This window comes from Methylobacterium sp. Leaf93 (genome assembly GCF_001422345.1).
Classification (GTDB): Bacteria; Pseudomonadota; Alphaproteobacteria; order Rhizobiales; family Beijerinckiaceae; genus Methylobacterium; species Methylobacterium bullatum.
This window is the reverse complement of the sequence record NZ_LMMS01000031.1, coordinates 786-22,396: the sequence shown is the minus strand read 5'-3', so window position 1 is coordinate 22,396 and position 21,611 is coordinate 786. Positions and strand designations below refer to the sequence as shown.

General features: G+C 66.0%; 14 protein-coding genes, 1 tRNA gene and 1 pseudogene. 7 read left to right on the top strand and 9 right to left on the bottom strand.

Annotation, left to right across the window (positions count from 1 at the left end; all coding sequences use genetic code 11):
* Window positions 1–36: 36 nt before the first annotated feature.
* The gene (locus tag ASF26_RS20990) at window positions 37–786 is read left to right on the top strand and encodes a hypothetical protein (protein WP_056258916.1); all 750 of its coding nucleotides are present in this window, start codon (window positions 37–39) and stop codon (window positions 784–786) included.
* Between the two features lie 186 nt (window positions 787–972).
* Here ASF26_RS20990 and ASF26_RS20985 read toward each other — a convergent pair whose 3' ends face one another.
* The 5 genes from ASF26_RS20985 to ASF26_RS20965 form a co-directional block, all read right to left on the bottom strand.
* Complete coding sequence (locus tag ASF26_RS20985; RefSeq protein WP_056258912.1) at window positions 973–1,695, bottom strand: DUF4142 domain-containing protein; 723 nt, start codon at window positions 1,693–1,695, stop codon at window positions 973–975.
* A gap of 378 nt (window positions 1,696–2,073) precedes the next feature.
* The gene (locus tag ASF26_RS20980) at window positions 2,074–2,286 is read right to left on the bottom strand and encodes a GIY-YIG nuclease family protein (protein ID WP_348271105.1); all 213 of its coding nucleotides are present in this window, start codon (window positions 2,284–2,286) and stop codon (window positions 2,074–2,076) included.
* Window positions 2,287–2,416: 130 nt separating this feature from the next.
* The gene (polA, locus tag ASF26_RS20975) at window positions 2,417–5,479 is read right to left on the bottom strand and encodes a DNA polymerase I (RefSeq protein ID WP_056258910.1); all 3,063 of its coding nucleotides are present in this window, start codon (window positions 5,477–5,479) and stop codon (window positions 2,417–2,419) included.
* A gap of 43 nt (window positions 5,480–5,522) precedes the next feature.
* Complete coding sequence (locus ASF26_RS20970; RefSeq protein WP_056258907.1) at window positions 5,523–5,876, bottom strand: HepT-like ribonuclease domain-containing protein; 354 nt, start codon at window positions 5,874–5,876, stop codon at window positions 5,523–5,525.
* Window positions 5,866–6,180, bottom strand: coding sequence for a nucleotidyltransferase domain-containing protein (locus tag ASF26_RS20965; RefSeq protein WP_238253842.1), 315 nt, complete (start codon window positions 6,178–6,180; stop codon window positions 5,866–5,868). Before ASF26_RS20965 ends, ASF26_RS20970 begins: the two co-directional genes overlap by 11 nt.
* A 128-nt stretch (window positions 6,181–6,308) precedes the next feature.
* Here ASF26_RS20965 and ASF26_RS20960 point away from each other — a divergent pair, with 128 nt between their 5' ends.
* Window positions 6,309–7,499: a PQQ-dependent sugar dehydrogenase gene (locus ASF26_RS20960; protein ID WP_056258901.1), complete on the top strand. Its 1,191-nt coding sequence runs from the start codon at window positions 6,309–6,311 to the stop codon at window positions 7,497–7,499.
* A gap of 29 nt (window positions 7,500–7,528) precedes the next feature.
* On the opposite strand, the gene ASF26_RS20955 is transcribed toward ASF26_RS20960, so the two are convergent.
* Complete coding sequence (locus tag ASF26_RS20955; RefSeq protein WP_056258896.1) at window positions 7,529–8,701, bottom strand: YihY/virulence factor BrkB family protein; 1,173 nt, start codon at window positions 8,699–8,701, stop codon at window positions 7,529–7,531.
* 291 nt (window positions 8,702–8,992) lie between these two features.
* Between ASF26_RS20955 and ybaL the strand changes: the two genes are divergently transcribed.
* Window positions 8,993–10,819 carry a YbaL family putative K(+) efflux transporter gene (ybaL, locus tag ASF26_RS20950; protein ID WP_056258893.1) on the top strand — a complete coding sequence of 609 codons (1,827 nt, stop codon included), beginning with the start codon at window positions 8,993–8,995 and terminating at the stop codon, window positions 10,817–10,819.
* 95 nt (window positions 10,820–10,914) lie between these two features.
* Here the strand turns inward: ybaL and ASF26_RS20945 are convergent, their stop codons facing one another.
* Window positions 10,915–11,865 carry an acetamidase/formamidase family protein gene (locus tag ASF26_RS20945; protein WP_056258890.1) on the bottom strand — a complete coding sequence of 317 codons (951 nt, stop codon included), beginning with the start codon at window positions 11,863–11,865 and terminating at the stop codon, window positions 10,915–10,917.
* Window positions 11,866–12,401: 536 nt separating this feature from the next.
* On the opposite strand from ASF26_RS20945, the gene ASF26_RS20940 reads away from it, so the two are divergent.
* Window positions 12,402–12,478 (top strand) — tRNA-Arg (locus ASF26_RS20940).
* Window positions 12,479–12,953: 475 nt separating this feature from the next.
* Here ASF26_RS20940 and ASF26_RS22330 read toward each other — a convergent pair.
* Window positions 12,954–13,398 (bottom strand): annotated as a pseudogene (locus tag ASF26_RS22330) (transposase); the annotation flags it as partial.
* Between the two features lie 291 nt (window positions 13,399–13,689).
* On the bottom strand, window positions 13,690–14,547 hold the full coding sequence (locus tag ASF26_RS20925) for an AraC family transcriptional regulator (RefSeq protein WP_056258881.1): 858 nt from the start codon (window positions 14,545–14,547) through the stop codon (window positions 13,690–13,692).
* 277 nt (window positions 14,548–14,824) lie between these two features.
* On the opposite strand from ASF26_RS20925, the gene ASF26_RS20920 reads away from it, so the two are divergent.
* The 3 genes from ASF26_RS20920 to ASF26_RS20910 are packed head-to-tail and all read left to right on the top strand — an operon-like array spanning window position 14,825 to window position 18,395.
* Complete coding sequence (locus tag ASF26_RS20920) at window positions 14,825–17,035, top strand: TonB-dependent siderophore receptor (protein WP_082477749.1); 2,211 nt, start codon at window positions 14,825–14,827, stop codon at window positions 17,033–17,035.
* Between the two features lie 2 nt (window positions 17,036–17,037).
* Entirely contained in the window at window positions 17,038–18,213 is a 1,176-nt protein-coding gene (locus ASF26_RS20915) for a PepSY domain-containing protein (protein ID WP_056258875.1), read from the top strand.
* Window positions 18,210–18,395 (top strand): hypothetical protein, encoded by a 186-nt coding sequence (locus ASF26_RS20910; protein ID WP_056258873.1) that lies wholly within the window; start codon window positions 18,210–18,212, stop codon window positions 18,393–18,395. The genes ASF26_RS20915 and ASF26_RS20910 overlap by 4 nt, the downstream gene beginning before the upstream one ends.
* Window positions 18,396–21,611: the final 3,216 nt, after the last annotated feature.

The window sequence follows — 21,611 nt, the reverse complement described above, 5'->3', positions numbered from 1 at the left end:
TACATGGTAGGGAACAGACACGAGGATCGAACGACCATGGCAAACACCACAGGTGCGAAGCCCAAGGGCGGTGACGAGACCGCTGGGACCGACATCGCCGTCGCTGCCCCGCGGCAATCCCCGCGCGAGGCCGCCGTCGAGGCCCTGATGCGGCTCGCCGCCGTGCAGCCCTGGAACGACATCGAGATCGGCGACATCGCCCGTGAGGCCGGCCTGTCGCTGGCCGAGTTCCGAGAGCTATTCCCCTCCAAGGGGGCCGTGCTCGGCGGCCTGTCGCGGATCATCGACCGCAAGGTGTTGGAGGGCGATTCCTCCGACCTCGCCGAGGAGCCCACCCGCGAGCGTCTGTTCGACGTGCTCATGCGCCGGCTCGACGCGATGACGCCCTACAAGGACGCCCTGCGCCGGATTTCCTATGCGTTGCGTGGCGATCCGCTTTCCCTTGTCGCCCTGAACGGTGTGGCGCTGAACTCCCACCGTTTCATGCTGGCGGCCGCCGGCATCGACACCGAGGGGCCGCTCGGCCGGATCAAGCTTCAGGGCGTGGTCATCGCCTTCGCCCGCACGGTGGAAGTCTGGCTCGACGACGACGATCCGGCCCTCGCCCGCACCATGGCCCGGCTCGACAAGGAGATCCGCAACGGCGAGCGCTTCATGGAGCGCGCCGAAGACGCCCGCCGCCTCACCGCGCCGTTCCGCGCCCTGGGCCGCTCGCTCCTCGATCGCGGCGCCCGCCGGCGCCGGGGCACGCGTCCCGAAGACGAGGTCGAGCAGCAGACGGTGTGACGGAACGGTTTCCCTTCCCCCTATGCGGGGGAGGGTGGACCGCGAAGCGGGGCGGGAGAGGGGAGCGCCATCTCCGGAGAGGTCGCCCAATCCACCTTCTCCCCTCTGTGGAAGAGGGTGGATTGGGCGCAAACGAAAAGGGCCGCCCCATTGGGGCGGCCCTTTCCTGTTTCACGAGTGAACGATTCAGCCGCCGATACGGTCGGCGAGGACGGCCGAGTGGCCGTGCTGGTTGGCGATGTAGGGGAGCGCCTGGTTGGCGAATTCGCGGCCCTGGGCGTTGTCGCCGTTGCGCGAGTAGGACTCGTAGAGGCCGAGGGTGCGGGCATCCGAGCGGGCCTGCTGCTGCACGAAGGTGCGGTCGAACTCACGGCCGGTGCGGGCATTCTTCAGGCGGTCGATCCGGGCCTGACCGTCCGGGCCGATGGCGACGCGGCGGCCGGGCTCACCGGGGGTGTTGTCGATGATGCCGACGCCGCCGAGGACGCCGCCGACGATCTTCGAGGCGATGCCGGCCGAGATGGTCACCGGTGCCAGCACGACGCCGACGGGATTGTCGAAGCGGGTCTCGAAGGGCTGGGAATCGGACACGACCGTGCCGCCGGCCGTCAGCGAGGTACCCTCTGGCAGCAGCGCCTTGGTGGTGGCCTCACGCTCGACCAGCACGTTCTTGGCGTAGTTGCGGACGTTCGGGTTGCGCGAGCGCTCCAGGGCGATGCGGCTCGACTCGATGCTCACGGCATCCGAGCGCAGGGCGGCGGCGCGGAACGAGGAGGTGTCGCGGGCCTCGGGGGCGTTGGCGTCGAACTGGGGAGCGACACGGATACCGAGGGGCTCCTGCGCGAGGGCCGGGGTCGTGATCGCCGCGACGGTGAAGCCGAGGGCGGCGAGAAGCTTGGTGTTGATCATGGCGGAGGTTGTCCTCACACGCCTTTACGGCGCTTGGTTGAACGAACGTTTCGTCCGGCATGAACGTTTCGTTAACGTGGCGGTTCCTGCTTGGAGGGCATGGCTGTGGTGCGGTGCGCCATGCTTCACCTATTTGTGACATGGCTATCGTGAGCCCTCCCACCCGATCACCTCGTCGTGAGGCACCGCGAAGCGGCCTAGAAGGAGCGGGCCAGGGATCGCAGTGGTTTCTGGAAGCCTCCTTCGAGGCCTCCGCTACGCTCCGGCACCTCAGGATGAGGCGGGTGGGTTGGGCAAATGTTGAGCGGCGGGACGTTTCGAAAGGTACTTTAACGCGACCCAATCACTGGCGATGAGCGCTTCCTTCTTCGCCCGGCTCTAGCCTTTTACCTGACGCTCGAAGGCAATCGCCTCGGTGATCCGTTCGAACTCCTCGGCGTAGACAAGAACCACGGGACGGCGCTTGCTCGTGTAACCCTGGAACGTCCCGGCGTGATGCTCGCCGAGCCGCTTGCCCAGGGTCTCACCGCGAGCCGATCCGACGTAGTAACTGCCGTCGGCACAGCGCAGGATGTAGACGAAGGCGGCCATCCCGAACTCCTACCCAATCACCTCATCCTGAGGTGCCCGCGGTAGCGGGCCTCGAAGGAGGGCTCCAGAACACGCTGAGCGAACTGGAGGCCGCCGCCTTGGGATAAAAGGTGAGAGAGCAGCACAACGCTCAATGCGCCTCCTCCCAGTTCCCCGCCGCCTGCGCCTCCACCACCAGCGGCACGCGTAGGGTCAGCGCCGGGGAGGGCGCCTCGACCATCACCCGGCGGATGACGGGGAGGGCCTTCTCCACCTCGTCCTCGGGGGCCTCGAACACCAGTTCGTCGTGCACCTGCAGCAGCATGGTCACGTTGAGTTTTTCCGCCCGCAGCGCCGCTTCCATCCGGGTCATGGCCCGGCGGATGATGTCGGCGGCCGAGCCCTGGATCGGGGCGTTGATGGCCTGGCGCTCCACCGAGGCGCGCTCGTTCGGGTTGTTGGAGCGGATCTGCGGATAGTGGCAGACGCGGCCGAACAGGGTGGTGACGTAGCCCAGATCGCGGCAGAGCTTCTTGGTGTCGTCGATATAGGCGCGGATGCCAGGGAAGCGCTCGAAATACTGCTTGATGAAGGCCGAGGCCTCCTCGCGGCCGATGCCGAGGCGGTCGGCGAGACCGAAGGCCGAGATGCCATAGATGATGCCGAAATTGATCGTCTTGGCGCGCCGGCGCAGGTCCGAGGTCATCTCTTTCAAGGGCACGCCGAACATGGCGCTGGCGGTGGCGGCATGGATGTCCACGCCGTCCTCGAAGGCCTGGCGCAGCTGCGGGATGTCGGCGATGTGAGCCAGGATGCGCAGCTCGATCTGGCTGTAATCGGCGGAGATCAGCTTCCTGCCCTCCGGCGCCACGAAGGCGCGGCGGATGCGCCGGCCCTCCTCGGTGCGGATCGGGATGTTCTGCAGGTTCGGCTCCGAAGAGGAGAGCCGGCCGGTGGTGGTGGCGGCCAGAGAAAACGAGGTGTGGACCCGGTCGGTCTCCCGGTCGGCGTGCTGCTGCAGCGAATCCGTGTAGGTGGATTTCAGCTTGGCGAGCTGGCGCCATTCCAGAATCTTCTTCGGCAGTTCGTGGCCCGCCTGGGCGAGTTCCTCCAGCAGGGTCGCGGGCGTGGCCCATTGGCCGGACGGCGTCTTCTTGGCGCCGGGCAGGCCCATCTTGCCGAACAGGATGTCGCCGATCTGCTTCGGCGAGGAAACCTGGAAGCGCTCGCCGGAATCTTCCTGGATCTCCTCCTCCAGCCGCACCAGGATCTGCGAGAAATCGCCCGAGAGCCGGCTCAGCATGTTGCGGTCGACACGGATGCCCGCCGCTTCCATCCGGGCGATGACCGGGATGAGGGGGCGCTCCAGGGTCTCGTAGACCGTCACCCGGCGCTCGGCGACGAGGCGGGGCTTCATCATCCGCCACAGGCGCAAGGTCACGTCCGCGTCCTCGGCGGCGTAGGCGGTGGCCTTGTCGAGGGGCACTTTGTCGAAGGTGATCTTGCCCTTGCCGGTGCCGGCCACGTCTGAGAAGCTGATCGGCTGGTGGCCGAGATGGCGGCGGGCGAGTTCGTCCATACCGTGCCCGCCCTTGCCGGCATCGAGCACGTAGGAGATCAGCATCGTGTCGTCGAACGGCGCGATCTCGATGGCGACGCTCTGGCGCCGGAACACCAGCCAGTCGTACTTGATGTTCTGTCCGACCTTGAGGACGCCCGGGTCTTCGAGGAGCGGCTTCAAGGCCGTCAGGGCGGCATCGATCGGGATCTGGCCGCCGACGGGGCTGAACTGCCCCGTGGCCGCCTTGGCATCGCCGAACAGGTCGCTCGCCTCGGACGCCGCCACCGGCTCCAGATGGGCGAGGGGGATGTAGGCCGCCCGCCCCGGTGCCACCGCCAGGGAGACTCCGACGAGGGCGGCGTTGTTGGCGTCGAGGGAGTCGGTCTCGGTATCCACCGCCACCACCCCGGCGTCGCGCGCCTCGGCGATCCAGGCCTCCAACTGAGCGAGGCTGGTGATCGTCTCGTAACCCGTGGTGTCGATGGGGTTCGTCCCCTCCGCCGCACGGGTCGCGACGAGGCCGGAGGGCGTCGGTTCGGAGGGGCCGCGCGGCTTCGCTTCGCCCTCCGGCAGGTTCAGATCGGCGAAGGGGTCGACCTCGCCGCTCCCAGCCCCTCCCTCGAACGGCGGCGCCTCGGCCCCGTCCGAGCCCGGCAGCAGGGCAGGGTCGGGCTTCACCGCCTCGGGGTCCACATGCAGCATTGAGGCGATGCGGCGGGTGAGGGTGTTGAACTCCATCGCCTTCAGGAAGCCCACGAGCTTCTGCGGGTCGGGGGCCGGCAGGCGCAGGTCGTCGAGGGCCACGGGGAGCGGCACGTCCTCGACGAGCGCCACCAGCCGGCGCGAGAGCTTCGCTTGGTCGATACTGGCCAGAAGCGTCTCGCGGCGCTTGGGCTGCTTGATCTCGCCCGCCCGTTCCAGCAGCGCGTCGAGGCTGCCGTATTCCTTGATGAGCGCGGCGGCCGTCTTGAGTCCGATGCCGGGCACGCCGGGCACGTTGTCGGACGTGTCGCCGATGAGTGCCAGGGCGTCGCCGATCTGGTTCGGCTGCAGGCCTTCCCATTTGGCGATGATGGCGTCGAGGTCGAGGTTGCGCTCGGGCCGGTGGCCGGGCTTGCCCTTCACGCCGGATTCGAAATCGTAGAACCGCACCAGCGGCCCGACGAGCTGCATCAGGTCCTTGTCGGAGGACACGATGATGACGCCGGCGCCCCGCGCTTCGGCCTGGCGCGAATAGGTGGCGATGAGGTCGTCGGCCTCGTAGCGCTCCAACTCGATGGGTTGGAGGCCGAAGGCGCGCACCGCCTCGCGCATCAGCGGCATCTGGCGCTTGAGGTCGTCGGGCGCGTCGGGGCGGTGGCCCTTGTAGTCGGGGAAGAGCTCCTTGCGGAACGAGCCCTCGGACTTGTCGAACACGATGGCCAGATGCGTCGGCTTGATCCCCGCCGCCCCGTCCTGAACGAACTGGGCGATCTTGGTGCAGAACAACCGGACCGCCCCCGTGGGCAGGCCGTCCGAGGGGCGGGTGTTGTACTTCTGGTCCTGGTTGATCGACTGGAAATAGGCCCGAAAAATGAAGGATGACCCGTCCACCAGGATGATCTGATCGCCGGGGCCGACGGGGGCGGAGGGAGAAGTCGGCGTGCTGGTCATTGCGCAATCGTGTCGAAGAAAGGGAAGGTGGTCGCCGGACACGTCATGACCCGCCGGGCGATCGCGTCAGCTCGGCCCTGCAGACGATCAGGAGGTCCGGGAGATCCTCCTGGACGGTCCGCCAGATCATGCCGGGCGATACGATATCGTATTCGTGGCGATAAACATTGCCTGCGTTGGCGATCTGCCGCCAAGCGATGTGCGGATGCCGTTCTCGCGTCCCCGCATCGACGCGGCGGCTCGCCTCGGAGACGATCTCCAGACAGCGCGTGACGGCATAAAGATTACGCCGGTCGGTCGAAAACTCATCGAGGCGCAATCCGACGACGAAATCCTGTGCCGCCTCGATGCTCTCCACGATCCCGAGAAGCGCGCGTCGGCCGCGCTCAGAAAGCATGGATGGCGTCGCGTTCCGCCGCAGGGCGAACATGCGGCTTGAGCATGTCCTTGTTGGACACGTCGACGGAGATCGGGAAAAGCTCGCCGATGAAGTCGATCACGCCGACATAATCGTAAACGCTGCGGATCGTCGTCTCGTCGATTTCGATCATCACATCGATATCGCTTCCGGCATGGCTCTCTCCGCGCGCGACAGAGCCGAATAGAGCGGCGTGACGAACGCCGCGCCGCTGCAACTCGCCTTCATGCGCACGAAGGATATCGATGGCCGTCCTAGAATCCATGCGACGACGATAGCGCAAGACCGGGCTTTGCTGAAGAGGCTGCGAGCGGTCGCGCGAGAGAACGAGTGCAAGTGTCGCGTGCCGGAACAGCCGATTCCGGGGCCGCGTTCCCGATGCATTCCTCATAGCCCCGGATAGTGTCCCACATGATTCAGATCCGCCGCCCGGCGCATCTCGCCCTGACCCTCGCCCTCTCCGCCGCCCCGCTGCCGGTCCTCGCTCAGGCGCTCCAGAATCCCGGCACCGCGACGATCGAAGCCCATGTGGTCAAGGCCGCGCCACTCGAGGCGACACCGGAGCGGATCGCCGCCCTGAAACTCCCCGCAGGGTTCAGAATTGAGGCCTTCGCACGCGATCTCGGCGCGCCGCGCGTCATCGTCGTGTCCCCCGACGGGGCGCTCTATGTCAGCGACCGCGATGCCGGCACGGTCACCCGGATCGACGCGGCCGACGCGTCAAAGCGGCAGGTCGTCCTGAAGAAGCCGGACGTGCACGGCCTCGCCGTCCATGACGGCACCCTGTTCTACGTGACGGTGAAGGAGATCTTCTCCGCGCCGATGAAGGCGGACTCCAGCCTCGGACCGGAGACGAGGCTCGTCTCCGACTTGCCCGATGCCGGCCAGCACCCGAACCGCACCATCGGCTTCGGGCCGGACGGCTGGCTCTATGCCAGCCTCGGTTCCACCTGCAACGAATGCGAGGAGCGCAACCCCGAGAACGCCACGATGGTACGGATGAAGCCGGACGGGTCGGGCCGGGAAATCGTCGCCTCTGGACTTCGCAACACCATCGGTTTTGCCTGGGAGCCGGGGACGAAGGCCCTCTACGGCTGGGACGACGGCGTCGACTGGCTCGGAGACAACGAGACGCCGGAGGAGCTGAACCGGATCGAGCCGGGCAAGAAATACGGCTGGCCCTACATCTTCGGCGCCGGCATGAAGAACCTCTATCGCGAGGTCCCCAAAAGCTCCCTGGAGCAGTGGGACAAGGACAGCGAACGGCCGGTGCTCACTTGGACGGCGCACGCCTCCTCGATGCAGTTCACCTTCTACGACGGCGCGCAGTTCCCGGCCGAATACAAGGGCGACGCCTTCGTCACCATGCACGGCTCTTGGAACCGCAAGCCGCCGAGCGGCTACGAGGTTCTGCGCGTGCATTTCGAGAAGGGGCGTCCGACGTCGATCACCCCGTTCGTGTCGGGCTTCCTCACCGAGGGCGGCCCGAGCGGCTGGTCGCGCTTCGCCCGGCCGTTCGGTCTGGCGGTGGCCAAGGATGGAAGCCTTTTCCTTGGCGACGACCAGCACGGCATCGTCTACCGGATCAGCTACAAGGGCTGATCCGGGCGAGGAGACACGGTGGGCGCCGCTCAGCGCGCGGCGCCCACCGTGTCGGCCATGCGGGCGTCGCGGGTGCCGAGCGGCTGTTCCCGTCCCACCGTGGTGTCGATCTCGGTCTGGTGCTCCATCTCGGCGTTGATCTCGGCGCCGAGCAGCACGATCGTGGTCGAGATCCAGATCCAGGTCATGAAGCCGACGACGGCACCGAGGGAGCCATAGGTCTCGTTGTACTTGCCGAAATTGGAGACGTACCAGGAGAAGCCCAGCGAGCCCGCGAGCCAGAGCACGCCGGCGATGGCGCTGCCCCAGGTGACCCAGCGCCAGCGCGGCGCATCCCGGCTCGGACCGTAGCGGTAGAGCAGGGCGAGACCGGCGAGCACCGCCAGCAGCAGCACCGGCCAGCGCAGGAGCGAGATGTACCAGGCCTCCGCGCTGAGACCGACGACGTTGATCACCGCCGGCACCACGACGATGGCCACCAGCGCCAGGACGATGAAGAGCAGGGCGCCCGCGGTGAAGGCGAGGGAGCGCAGGTTGAGCCAGAAGAAGTTCCGGGTCTCACGCTCCTCGTAGACGATGTTGAGGGCCTGGAAGACCGCCTTCATCCCGCCATTGGCGCTCCAGATCGAGAGGCCGAGGCCGGTGAAGAAGGTCAGGCCCAGGGTGGTGTCACCCTTCTCCGCGATGCGCTTCACCTGCTCGCCGACGATGTCGAGGGCGCCGGACGGGATCACGCCCTGGAGATTCTGGAGGTGATCGTTGATGGTCGCGACTTCCGCCACCAGCCCGTAGCAGGCGACCAAGGCAGCAATGGCCGGGAAGATCGCCAGGAGGACGTAGAAAGTCACGCCGGCGGCTACCGAGACGAGGTTGTTCTCGCCGACATCGTGGAAGACCCGCAGGCCGATGTCCTTCCAGCCCTTGGCCGGGATTTCCGAGGGCTTGGATGCCTGCCGCCCGCGTTCGGTCTCCATCCTGGCGACGTGCTTGGCGTCCCTTCCCTCATGGGAGGGGGAGGGCTCGCTCGTACGCGGGGCGGATGGAGACGGGTCCGACAACGACCCGGCCGAGGATGGCCGCGCGCCCTTCCTCGGCAGGACGACGAGACCGACGAGCGCGGTCACGAGCCCCAGCGTCCATAGGGTGGAGCCCGCTCGTTCAGGGTCCGCCGCTCCCGCCGGTTCGTGATGTGGTTCGGCCATCGGCGGTTCGTCCTGTGGGGCGGAAAGTGAATACAATTCCCTTCGACAACCGTCCGGCACGCGGAGGGTTTCATGCCGCGCTCCTGACGGTCCGTCAGGGCATAGAACGGTCTTACAGCGTACAGAGAAGACCGCGGGGGAACCGCCGGAGCGCCGTTCGGCACGGTGCGTGCTCCCAGGCACGGACTGCCAACCCGTCTGCGGTTACGAGCCGCCATTCGGCGCTTGCCCTCGGCCGCCGTTGCCCTCACCGTTTTCGCGAAATTTTCCAAACGAGGACACGACCGCCCCGTGCCGCACGCGACAGAGCTGATCGCCATCATCGCCCTCGGTCTCGTGCTGGCCTTCGCCTGCGGGATGTTGGCCCAACGCCTGCGGCTGCCTCCCCTGGTCGGTTATCTCCTCGCCGGCGTGCTCGTGGGGCCGTACACCCCCGGCTTCGTCGGCAACAGCCAGCTCGCGAGCCAGCTCGCCGAGATCGGCGTGATCCTGCTGATGTTCGGCGTTGGCTTGCACTTCTCGATCAAGGACCTGATGGCGGTGCGCACCATCGCCCTGCCGGGGGCCATCGTGCAGATCGTGGCCGCCACCGCCATGGGCGGCCTGCTGGCGCATCTCTGGGGCTGGGGGATCGGTGCCGGCCTCGTCTTCGGCCTCGCCTTGTCGGTGGCGAGCACGGTGGTGCTGCTGCGGGCGCTGGAGGAGCGTCGGCTCCTCGACAGCGACAAGGGCCGCATCGCGGTGGGGTGGCTCATCGTCGAGGATCTCGCCATGGTCCTCGCCTTGGTCCTGCTCCCCGCCCTCGCGCCGTCCCTCGGGGGAACCAGCGACGGCGCGGCCCACCATGTCGCCGACGGCAACATCTGGCTCACCCTGGCGCTGACGCTGGCCAAGGTCGCGGTGTTCGCCCTGGTGATGCTGGTGGGCGGGCGCCGCGTGGTACCCTGGCTCCTCGATCAGGCGGCCCGCACCGGCTCGCGTGAGCTCTTCACCCTGGCGGTCCTCGCCTTGGCGCTGGGCATCGCCTTTGGATCGGCTGAGCTCTTCGGGGTCTCCTTCGCGCTGGGCGCCTTCTTCGCCGGTATGGTGCTGGCCGAATCCGACCTCAGCCATCAGGCGGCCGCCGATTCCCTGCCGCTGCAGGATGCCTTCGCGGTTCTGTTCTTCGTCTCCGTGGGCATGCTGTTCGACCCCGGCATCCTCCTGCGCGAACCGCTCTCGGTCCTCGCCGTCCTCGGCATCATCCTCCTCGGCAAATCGCTTGCCGCCGTGGCCATCGTGCTGGCCTTCAAGCATCCCATCGGCACGGCCCTCACCATCGCGGCAAGTCTGGCGCAGATCGGCGAGTTCTCGTTCATCCTCGTCAGCCTCGGGCTCTCGCTGAAGCTGCTCCCCACCGAGGGGCGCGATCTCATCCTCGGCGGCGCCATCCTCTCCATCACCCTCAACCCGCTGTTCTTCGTGCTGGCCGACCGGGCGACGCGCTTCTTCGCCGAGCGGCCGGACCTCGCCGCACGGTTCGAGCGGCGAGGTGCTGCGGCGATGGCCGTCACCGAGGAGGCCAAACCCCATCGCGGCCACGCCATCGTCATCGGCTACGGCCGTGTCGGCAGCACCATCGCCAACGCCTTCGCCACCTGGGACATGCCCTACCTCGTGATCGACCGCGACCGCCGCCGCGTCCTCGACCTGCGCAAGGACGGCGTCGAGGCGGTGTTCGGGGACGCCACCGCGCCCGGCATCCTCGAAGCCGCCGATATCGGACAGGCGAAGCTCATCGTGATCGCGTCGCCCGAACCGCATACGGCGCGGCGCCTCGTCGAACTCGCCCGCGAGGCCAATCCCGGCATCGACACGCTGGTGCGCACCCACAACGATGGCGAGCGCCACTATTTCGAGGAGCAGCGCGTCGGCCTCGTCCTCATGGCCGAGCGCGAACTCGCCTACGGGATGACGCTCTACGCCCTGCGCAGCCTCGGGCTGAAGGAGGGCGAAGCGCGCATCTTCGTCGACAGCACCCGCGTGGAAAGCCGCTCGGCCCCCGTGGAGGCCGAAATCGACCAGGGCGCTCCGGAACTGCGCCCGCACAAATCGGACGTGGTGGAGGGGAAGGGGTAGGCGCGCGGCTCCTCCCGTCGGCCATACGACGGGAGCGCGCCGGCGGCGACATCCCGACCGGTGAACCGACCTCGAGGGGCGCGCTCATCTGCGGCTCAGCCCGGCACGGACAAGGCGCTTTTCGGCAACAGCATGTGGACGCCCTTGTTGCCGTCGACCGTCTGCGTGATGCGCAGATTGCCGGCCAACGAGCACAGCATGTAGGCCTGATTGCGGGTCAGTCCGCTGCGTGCGCAGACGTGACGGACCATCTCGCGCACCGCCTGGCGCATGGCCTCGTCGAGGCTCTCATGCAACCCGATCGTCATGAGGTCGGTGGGCGTCTCGGCGAAGGGCCACCCATAGCCGAGATCCTTCCGCACGGTGAGCCGGAAGGTGCCCGAAAGCCCCGTCTCGAGGGCGGTGATGCAGACCTCGCCGTCGCCCTGCACGCCGTGGCCGTCACCGGCATAGAATCCGGCGCCGGGGTTGAAGACGGGCAGATAGAGCGACGTGCCGACCTTGAGCTCCTTGTTGTCCATGTTTCCGCCGAATGCGCGGGGGACGGGCGAACCGACCCGGCCCCAGGCGGCGGGAGGCGCCGTGCCCATGATCCCGAAGAACGGATCGAGGGGCAACTCGGCGCCCCAGGGCAGGATCGCGACGCCGCGGGCGACATCGATGTCGGGATGGATCGTCTCGTAATCGGTGAATTCGTCCGGCAGGGTGCCGAGCAGGGGCAGGATCGCCACGAAGCCCCAATCCATGCGGAATTTCAGATCGAGGATATCGACCTGGAGCACGTCGCCGGGTTCGGCCCCGCGGACATGGACCGGACCGGTAACGAAATGTGGCCCGGGGCCGGTGGCGAGGGTATCGAGGGCAGCGAGATAATCGGCCGGCACCCGGGCCGGGTCGGGATGGAGCGATTCCCTTCCGCCGGCCGGAAACGAATGGAGCGTGACGGTATCGCCGGACTCGATCTCCAGGACCGGCGGCAGAGCGGCGTCGAAATAGCCGAGCACCATCGTGTCGGGAGTCGCGGGAATCTCGTGATGCGTCGGCATGAGGGATCCTTTCGGAGATCTGATGGGAAGCGTGCCGGACGGTGACGTACCGGTCGAGGGTGGCGTGGCCTGAGCGCACCCGTGAGCCCCGATCGACCACCCCGCCGCGCGTGAGCACGGCGAAGCAATCGGCGAGCCGGAGCGCAAACTCGCGATCCCGCTCCACGAAGACCACGGTGATCCGGCTCTCAATCGTCGAGACGACGGAGGTCCGGATGCCCTCGTTTGAAGAGGACGACGCGGGAACGGCTGCCTGAGCGAACGGGCGATGGCGATCTGCCGCGTCGTCATGGCAGGCGCGCATGGCCGGACGATGCGCCCGGCCATGCGTGACTGCGATGACCGCGCCGACGGGATGGCCAGACAGGAGGCGGAACCTGCTCATGCCGGTATTGATTGCCGCCGAGCCCCATATCGTTCCCGAACATCGGCAACCTGGCGACATCCCCTGGCCGCCCGGGCACTCTTCGAACGTCCCATGGCCAACGACATTGTTGCGCGCGGCCACGGCTTGGGTTAGGTATCGTCCACGGTCAGCACCCGTAGCTCAGCTGGATAGAGCGTTGCCCTCCGAAGGCAAAGGTCACACGTTCGAATCGTGTCGGGTGCGCCAATCATTTCAATAACCTAGCCGATCTTAATGAGTCGGCGATTCCACCAGACTGTCACCGGATCAGCCCAGCGGCAGTTCTGCCAGCGCGACCTCGATCGTGTGTGATGCGAATCGTCGCTCGCCCCGCGCTCTCCGTAACAGCAGAAATCTTGGTGACGTATGACGGGAACCGTCATCGAGAATTTAGACAGTCCGGGGCGAATAAATCCGACATGAAATTGCTTTAGACGGAATGCGGCCGAGCTTCCTGCGAACAAGTTAAGCCCGGCGAGAGGGCCTCAAGCCGGGATTTTTGAAGATTGCAGGATAAAGTCACGTGCATGCGGATCTCTTGACAAAGTAAATTTTATTGAAATTTAGCGATCTTATCGCCGTTCACGTTGCTGTTGAATATTGTGCTGCCGCCAGATTTCTGAAAACGAAGTCACCCACTGATACCGTTGAAGTCGTCGCTGCCGATAAAGATGAATATCTGGCGGACCCGTGCGGCGGCAAGCTCCTTCAACCGCATCCGCAGCGCGTTCTGCGGGCCGGAGCGCTTCCTGTAGCGCCGGGACGAACGGCCGAAGCCGATGGCCTGACAAACCCGATGCTCGCTGATGTCGTAGGCCACCTGCAGGTGACCGGCGACCTCGCGGCGAACGGCGGGCCTCACCACTTTTGCTTCAGGACATCCTGCAGCATGGTGCGGTCCGGCGTCAGGTCTGCGACCAAACGCTTGAGCTCGCTGTTCTCGTCCTCCAGCTGCTTCAGCCGACGGATCTCCGGTACGCCCATGCCGACGAACTGTTTCTTCCAACGGTAAAACGTCGGCTCGAACACGCCCATCTCGCCGCATAGACCTCGTTCACCGTCGCACCATTCTCCACTTGCCGTAGCGCAGAGGCGATCCGTTCGTTCGTGAAGCGTTTGCTAGGCATGGCATCCACTCTCATTCAGGGTTCAGGATGCCCGAAAAACTTGCGCTCAGCGCGGACCAGTTTTCTGGGTCAGGGTCAGCGCGCTTGGATCGCTCCTGTGTTCGGCAAGCGTCACTTTCGATGCGAGGCGGCCTCCAGGCACGCATGTCGCCGCTCGGAAGACGGAGTGGAGATCGTTCGGTAACCCCCACGAGTGAGAGTTCGTGACGCGTCAAGCCGGCAAGCCGAGTGCAACGCCGACGACTGGGAGCCCCTTGGCGACCGGGTTTTCGAGAATCTCGCCGTATCCGCTCAGCCGTTCGCCTGCTGCCTCTTCCATGCGAGGGGGGCCATCGTCTTGTAGCGTTTGAAGGCGGCCGAGAACTGGCTCGGATCGTCGTAGCCCACGAGTGCCGCGATCGCAGCGACGGGAAGGGGAGAGTGGGTGAGGAGCTCGGCCGCCCGATCGAGGCGGCGGCGGGTGATGAAGGCGTAGGGCGGCACGCCGACCGAGGCCTGGAAGCACCGGCTGAAATAGTGCTCGCTCAATCCCGCGATGCGGGCGAGGTCGGCCACGCGCAGGTCGTCGCCGAGACTGGCGTCGATGAACGCCGCGACATCGGACATCTGCCGCGTCGTGAGCCCATGCGCCGAGACGGGTCCGGGCCGGGAGGCGGCATGGGCCAGCCTGTGCACCACGATGGCCAGGGCGTGATCGAAGAACGCCGTGGCGAACCCGTGAAGCCCGGCCTCCTCCCACATGGCGGTCAACGTCGCCGTCAGCAGGGCATCGTCGTGATAGGTCGATGCCAGCGCCGCGATGTCCAGCCGGCCCCCCGGCAGTTCGGCGGCCAGCCGTTTCAGGCGTCGCTCGGAGATCCCGAGGGCGAGCAGGCTCATGCGCGGCCCGAACCCTTCGCCGCCGTCATAGGGCGCCCCAAGGCCGACGCGCCCCGGCACGAACAGGCCGTCGAGTTTCTGGGTCCGGCTGTTTCGAAGCAGGCGACCGCCGCCGCTCGTGCAGAGATGAATCCAGAGGATGTCCGTATTCTCGTAGGCGCCCTCGAAATCCTCGTACTCCGCACGGGTCATGATCGTATCGAGATTGAGATCGGCCCGGACGATCTCATGGTTGGCTTCAATGATCCGTGGGGGAGGGTCTGTGGTCATGCATTCGCTGCGGTTGGACGATTGGCCCGTCGAAGCACAACCGGGAGTGGAGCGTTGAACCGCGATGGACAATCACTATCCGACGGACGAGTTTGTAATTATTCAAATGATATTGTGTAATCCCGCAACAGAGGCTGCGTATCTTCGTTTTATCTTCTCGAATGGCAGACTAGGCGTATTTTTCGCAGGAATTCAATACCGCGTCCCGGCCTTCGATGAGTAATCAGGTCGCCGCGCCGGTAGAGCACGATCGCCGGCGATGGTGCGAGAGGCGACGATGCGGGACGATTTCGAGACACTCATCCGTTCGGTCCTGAGGGGGGCCGCGCTCGGGACACTCATCACGGTCGGCATTGGGCGTTCGGCCGCCGCCCAGGATGCCCCGCGGAGCGTGACCCTCGATCAGTTAAGCGTCGATGCCGTCGCGGCCCGCGTCCCCAACGGGATCATCGGCGCGTCGCCGCCCCCCTATGCCGGCGGCCAGGTCGCCAGCGGTACGCGGGTCGGAGTGCTCGGCACCAGCAGCGTCTTCGATACGCCCTTCAACATCACCGGCTATACCGACACCCTCGCCCGGGACCAGCAGGCCCAGAGCCTGATCGACATCGCCACGAACGATCCGTCCGTCCGCGCCGTCACGTCCAGCACGAGTGCCGCCGGCAACCAGTTCTACATCCGCGGTTTCCCGGTCTATGCCAGCGATATCGCGTTCGACGGGCTCTACGGCGTGGTCGATAGCCGCCGGCCAACGATCTACAACGTGGAGCGGGTCGAAATCCTCAAGGGTCCGAGCGCCCTCGTCAACGGCATCGCCCCCATCGGCGGCATCGGCGGCAGCATCAACCTCATCCCCAAGCGGGCCTATGACGAGCCGCTGACCCGGATCACCCCGTTCTTCATCTCCCAGGGCCAATTCGGCACGGCGGTGGATATCGGCCGGCGCTTCGGAGATGCGAAGGAATGGGGCGTGCGGGTCAACGGCGTCTATCGCAACGGCGAATCCGCCATCGACCGCGAACGGCTCGAAGTGGGCTTCGGCTCGATCGGCCTCGATTATCGGGGCGACCGCGTCCGCCTCTCCGCCGATTTCGGCTATCAGGTCGACGATTACCACCGGAACCGGTCGTTCCTCACGGTGGCGCCCGGCATCCAGATCCCGAGGGCGCCCAATCTCACCCTCAACCAGAACCAGCCCTACGAATTCCAGCGGACCGAGACCCGGTTCGGCACCTTTCGGGCCGAGTACGACCTCACCCCCGACACCACGCTCTATGCCGGTTTCGGCGGACACTCGACCCAGGAAAGCGCCCTCGCCAGCTTCCAGACCCTGGTGACGCCGATGGGCGGTGTCGCCGGCCCGTTCGCCCGGCAGCAATACGTCACCGAATCCTACTCGGCCGAGGCTGGCCTGCGCACCCGGCTCCAGACAGGACCGATCGCGCACCGGGCCACCGTGTCCGCCGTCGGTTTCTGGAGCACGACGAGCTATCCGAAGGCGGTGCAGTTCCTGCCCGGCGGCGTCTCGAACATCTACAGCCCGCTCTCCATCGCGGCTCCGGCCTATACCGAAATCGGCATCGGGAATGCCCGCGGCTCCATGCAGATCAACCGCAGCGTCGCCTTCGCCGACACCCTGTCGTCCCTGGACGAGCGGGTGCTCCTCACCGTGGGCGGCCGCTTCCAGCAGATCGGGGTCAAGGGCTACGACTTCTCCCCCGGCAGCCCCAGCTTCGGCGATGCCACGTCGAGCTACGACAAGGTCGCTTGGACGCCGGCGGTCGGCCTCGTCGTCAAGCCCCTGGAGCACCTCTCGCTCTACGGCAACTATATCGAGGGCCTGCTCTCGAGCGGTGCCTCGCCGGTCACGGCCAGCAACCCGAACCAGGCGCTCCCACCGACCATTGCCGACCAGAAGGAGATCGGCGTGAAGTACGATTTCGGTGTCGTCGGCGTCAGCGCCGCCCTGTTCGAGATCAACCAGCCCAACGCCTTCCAGGACCCGGCGACGCGGAACTACGCGCTCAACGGCCTGCAGCGGAACCGGGGGATCGAGTTCAGTCTGTTCGGCGAGATCGCGCCGGGCGCGCGCCTCATCGGGGGCATCGCCTTCACCGACGGTCGCCTGGTCCGTACCGAGGGCGGGGCTTTCGACGGCAAGGTCGCGCCCGGTGTCCCCGGCACCACGCTCAGCCTCTACGGCGAATACGACCTGCCGCCCTGGTTGCCGCGCGGCCTGACCCTGACAGGCCGGGTCATCCACACGGCGTCCCAATATTACGATCAGACCAATCTGCAGCCCATCCCGGATTGGACGCGGTTCGATGCGGGCCTCCGCTACACGTTCCTCGGCACCTGGGGCAAACCCGTGACGTTGCGGGCCACCGTGGAGAACGTGTCGGGCGAGAATTATTGGGCGTCCACCGGAAACGGGTTCCTGACCCTCGGAGCGCCCCGGACCTACCTCGTCTCGGCCCAGCTGGACTTCTGACGATGGCGACGGGCCCCGACGCGCCGCGCCTGCGAGCCTTCCGGCTCTGGTCGTTCGTCCATACCTGGACGAGCCTCATCAGCATGGTCTTCATGCTGATGCTGTGCCTGACGGGCCTGCCGCTGATCTTCCATCACGAGCTCAACGGCGTCCTCGGCTACGAGCCCGAAGTGCCGGCGATGCCGGCGGGGACGGCGCACGTGTCGTTGGACACGGTCGTCGCCTCGGCCCAGGCCATGAAACCCGGCCTCGTGGTCCAGTACCTCGTCTTCGACCACGACGAGCCGGATGTCGCCTTCGTCAATCTCGCCCGGGACGTCCGCTCCCCTCCGTCGGACATGACGATCCAGTCCCTGGACCTGCGCAACGGCGCGCTGCTCCGGGAGCCCAAGCCGAACGAAGGCCCGGTCGGCTTCCTGCTGCAGCTGCATGTGGACATGTTCCTGGGCCTCGGCGGCAAGCTCTTCCTCGGGGCGATGGGCTTCCTCTTCGTGCTGGCCATCGTCTCCGGCATCGTCCTCTACGGTCCGTTCATGCGAAAGCTCGATTTTGGCACCGTCCGGCGCACCCGGACGCGGCGGATCCGATGGCTCGACTGGCACAACCTCGTGGGCGTCGCGACCTTGTGCTGGGCGCTGATCGTCGGGGGAACGGGCGTGGTGAACACCTGGGCCGACCTCATGCTGAAGCTCTGGCAATTCGGCCAGCTCGCCGAGATGACCGCGCCCTATCGCGACGCTTCGCGCCCCGTCCGCCTCGCCTCCATCGCCGAGGCGGTGGCGACGGCCAAGGCCGCGGCACCGAACATGAGCCCGCGCTTCGTCGCCTATCCCGGCACCGTCGTGAGCAGCAACAACCACTACGCCGTGTTCATGGCCGGCGACACGCCGCTGACCTCGCGGCTGCTCAAGCCCGCCCTCATCGATGCCGAGACCGGCGCGCTCACCGACATGCGCGCGATGCCCTGGTACATCCAGGCCCTGCTGGTCTCGCAACCGCTGCATTTCGGCGATTACGGAGGCCTTCCCCTGAAGATCGTCTGGGCGCTTCTCGATTTCGCGACCATCGTCGTGCTCGGCAGCGGGCTCTATCTCTGGATCGCCCGCAGACGTTGGAAGACGGCCGGCGAGCGGGTGCAGCCCGGTGCGAGGCCATCTGGCGCAGGAGCCGCGGAATGAAGACGCGCCCGCTCATCCGATCCCGTGTCTGGGCAATCCCATCGATCCTCGCCGCCCTGACCCTGCTCAGCCTAGTGATCGCCCTGATCGTCGACGGAATCTGGGACAGTCTGGCCAGCGCCGTGTTGGCCGGAATCCTGGTCTACATGTCCTACGAAGGGGGCCGTTCGCGAACGAAGTAGCAGAACGACAAGTGTCGTGAGATCCGCTCCCCCCCCTCATCGCGTTCATCCTGCAGCTCCGCGCGGATCCCTCGTCACGGCGTCGTCACGCGGCAGGCCTTCGACACCCTCTCCAGCAAAGCGCCGGTGCCGGGCCGCGGGCCGACGGCCGAGAACCTCCCGCCCGTCGAGGCGCGGGGCCGAGAGCAGGGCGATGCGGGCTGCAGGCCGTGTTCGAGAGGCCGGGATCGCTCGCCGGCGATCACGGCAGGTTCAGACACCGTAACGGCATCGAAGCGTGACGGACCGATCGAGCCCTCACCTGGGCCCACACACGCATCACGTCCCTCGTGAATCTGCCATCCGCATCCGCGCGGGGAACGCACGGCGTCGATGCATCGCGCGGATTTTTTTAATGCCGCCTCCCTCAAATGAGTGATGTGCCGAGACTTTGAAGCTCCTACCAAACCGCCTAAGCCGTCGGAGCCGCGTGTCGAGGGCGATAAGTTTATGCAAGGCATGTGGATTGATCCGTGTGCATTGGGTCTTGTTTCGTGAGTATTCGATTTATTGACTCTCTTTAAGCCAAAGCAGGGATAGTCCTGCGGTCGTGGCTTACGTTGGTCTGTGACTTCCAAGTATGATGTGTACTGATCTGTTGCTTCGTCTCGTGCTTCGCTTCGCATAAAACATCACGCCTCTTCAAAGCGTCCGCCGCTTCGAGAGATTGAGCCGCAAAGCGGCCGCTCTCCCACAGGGTTCAAGGGAACATCGTCATGGCCATCAGCATCAGCGGCTTCTCGACAGGGCGCAATTTCTTCGAGAACGCCCTCAATGCGAACAGCGCATTGCTCGACGCTGACGGTGGCGTGACGGTGATCGGCGCTAATTTCAGCGGGGGCGGCATTCTTTCGATCGGAAGCGCGACGAGTGCCTCGCAGGACAATATTTCTTTGTCCGGTGCGCCCATCACGGTCGGAGGCGTAGAAGGGAAATTTGAGATCGTCGGTTCCAGCGTTCGCTTTGCCCCAACCGTTGGCGATTCCGTGACCATCGGTACGCTCAGCAATAACGGTCAGGCCGGCAAGGCCTTCGCGCTGTCGATCGCCAGTGGTCTGGATCCGGTATATATCGAAGCTCTTCTGGATCGCGTCACCTACCAGAACACAAGCGACACTCCGACCGACACCCGCTCCTACGCGGTCACCCTGACCGATTCCAATGGCGGCGAGACCTCGGTGAGCACGAGCGTTTTCGTTCTCGAGCAGAACGATGCTCCGGTGAACACGAAGCCGGGCGCGCAGACCGTGGCTGAGGACACGTCCCGTGCGATCTCGGGCGTGTCGGTGGCCGATGTGGACGGTGACAGGCTGACGACGACGCTGAGCGTCACCAGCGGTGTGCTGACCGTGACGGGCACTGCTAGCGCGATCAGCGGCAACGGGACGAACACCGTCACGCTGACCGGCACGGCGGACGAGATCAACACGATCTTGTCGAGCTTGAACTACCAGGGCACGGCGAACTTCAACGGCACCGATCAGCTGACGGTCGTGACGACAGACATCAGGCAGACCGGTTCTCTGAGCGACACCGACACGGTGGCGATCACGGTGACGCCGGTGAACGACGCGCCGGTTCTGGCTGTCGTAAGCCCGGCCACCTATGCCGACACCGTTGCCGGCGACACATTTGATCCGATTGTCGGTACGCTCTCCGCGACGGATGTCGACGCTGCCGATACGAAGTCGTTCGGTATCGATGGCGGCACTGTCGCGGTCGCCTCCGTCAACAACGTCATCTACAACGTCATGAAGGTGGGAACGTACGGCACGCTCTACGTCGCCAGCAGCAGCGGCGCCTATACCTTCGTGCCCAACAACACGGCCATCAATGCGCTGACGCCTGGGCAGACCCCCAGTGACACGTTCACAGTGCAAGTGACCGATTCCGGCGAGCTGATCAGCTCTCAGACGTTCGTCGTCAATGCCACGGGCGCCAACGACGCGCCGGTCGGGATGGACAAGACGATCACGATCGCCGAGGGCCCCGATGGTGATGGAGTTGCCAGCCACGCGTTCGTTGCCACCGATTTCGGCTTCACAGATGTGGATGCCGGTCGCGTCTTCATGGCGGTTCGCATCGATACGCTTCCCGTCGGCGGCGTTCTGACCCTGGACGGCGTTGCCGTGGCGGCGCGGCAGACGATCTCCCTTTCCGACCTGACCAAGCTGCTGTTCACCGCCACGGACAATGCGGGCGACACCACCGCCAGCTTCACCTTCTCGGTCCGGGACGACAGGATGGAGACGGGAACGGACAAAACCGTCGCGATCACGGAGCCGGGCGCCGGCGCCGCGACGCACGCCTTCGCTGCGTCCGACTTCGGCTACGCCGATGCCGACCGCGATCAGACTGCGTTGAGCGCTGTCCGGATCGACACGCTACCCACGGGTGGCAGCCTGAAGCTGGACGGTGTCGCCGTGACGACCGGTCAGGTGATCCTGGCCGCCGACCTGACGAAGCTGGTGTTCGCGGCTACCGACGACGACGCCAACGGTTCGACGAGCTTCACCTTCACGGTGCGGGACGCCAGCGGCGATTTTGCCTTCACGCCCAACACCTTCACGATCAACACGACCGCCGTGAACGACGCTCCCGTCGGGACCGATAAGACGATCCCGATCTCCGAGGGCGCCAACGGCGAGGGCGTCGCCGGCAAGGGGTTCTCGCCGTTCGATTTCGGCTTCACCGATGCGGATGCCAGCAGCGAGTTCACAGCGGTTCAGATCAACACGCTACCCGTCGGCGGTCTGCTGACCCTGGGCGGCTCCCCCGTAACGGTCGGGCAGGTGATCTCGGTCAACCTTCTTGACGGCCTGATTTTCGAAGCCGCGGACACTGCCGGCGTCGCCAGCGTCAGCTTCACCTTCTCGGTCCGGGACGAGAACGGCCTGTCCTCTGCTGCTCCGTCCACCCTGACCTTCACCGTCACCGGCACCAACGANCGTCGCCAGCGTCAGCTTCACCTTCTCGGTCCGGGACGAGAACGGCCTGTCCTCTGCTGCTCCGTCCACCCTGACCTTCACCGTCACCGGCACCAACGACGCGCCCACGGGAGCGGACAAAACCGTCGCGATCACGGAGCCGACCCCCGGCGCCGCGACGCATACCTTCTCGGCATCCGACTTCGGCTACGCGGATACCGACCTCGATCAGACCGTGTTGGCCGGTGTC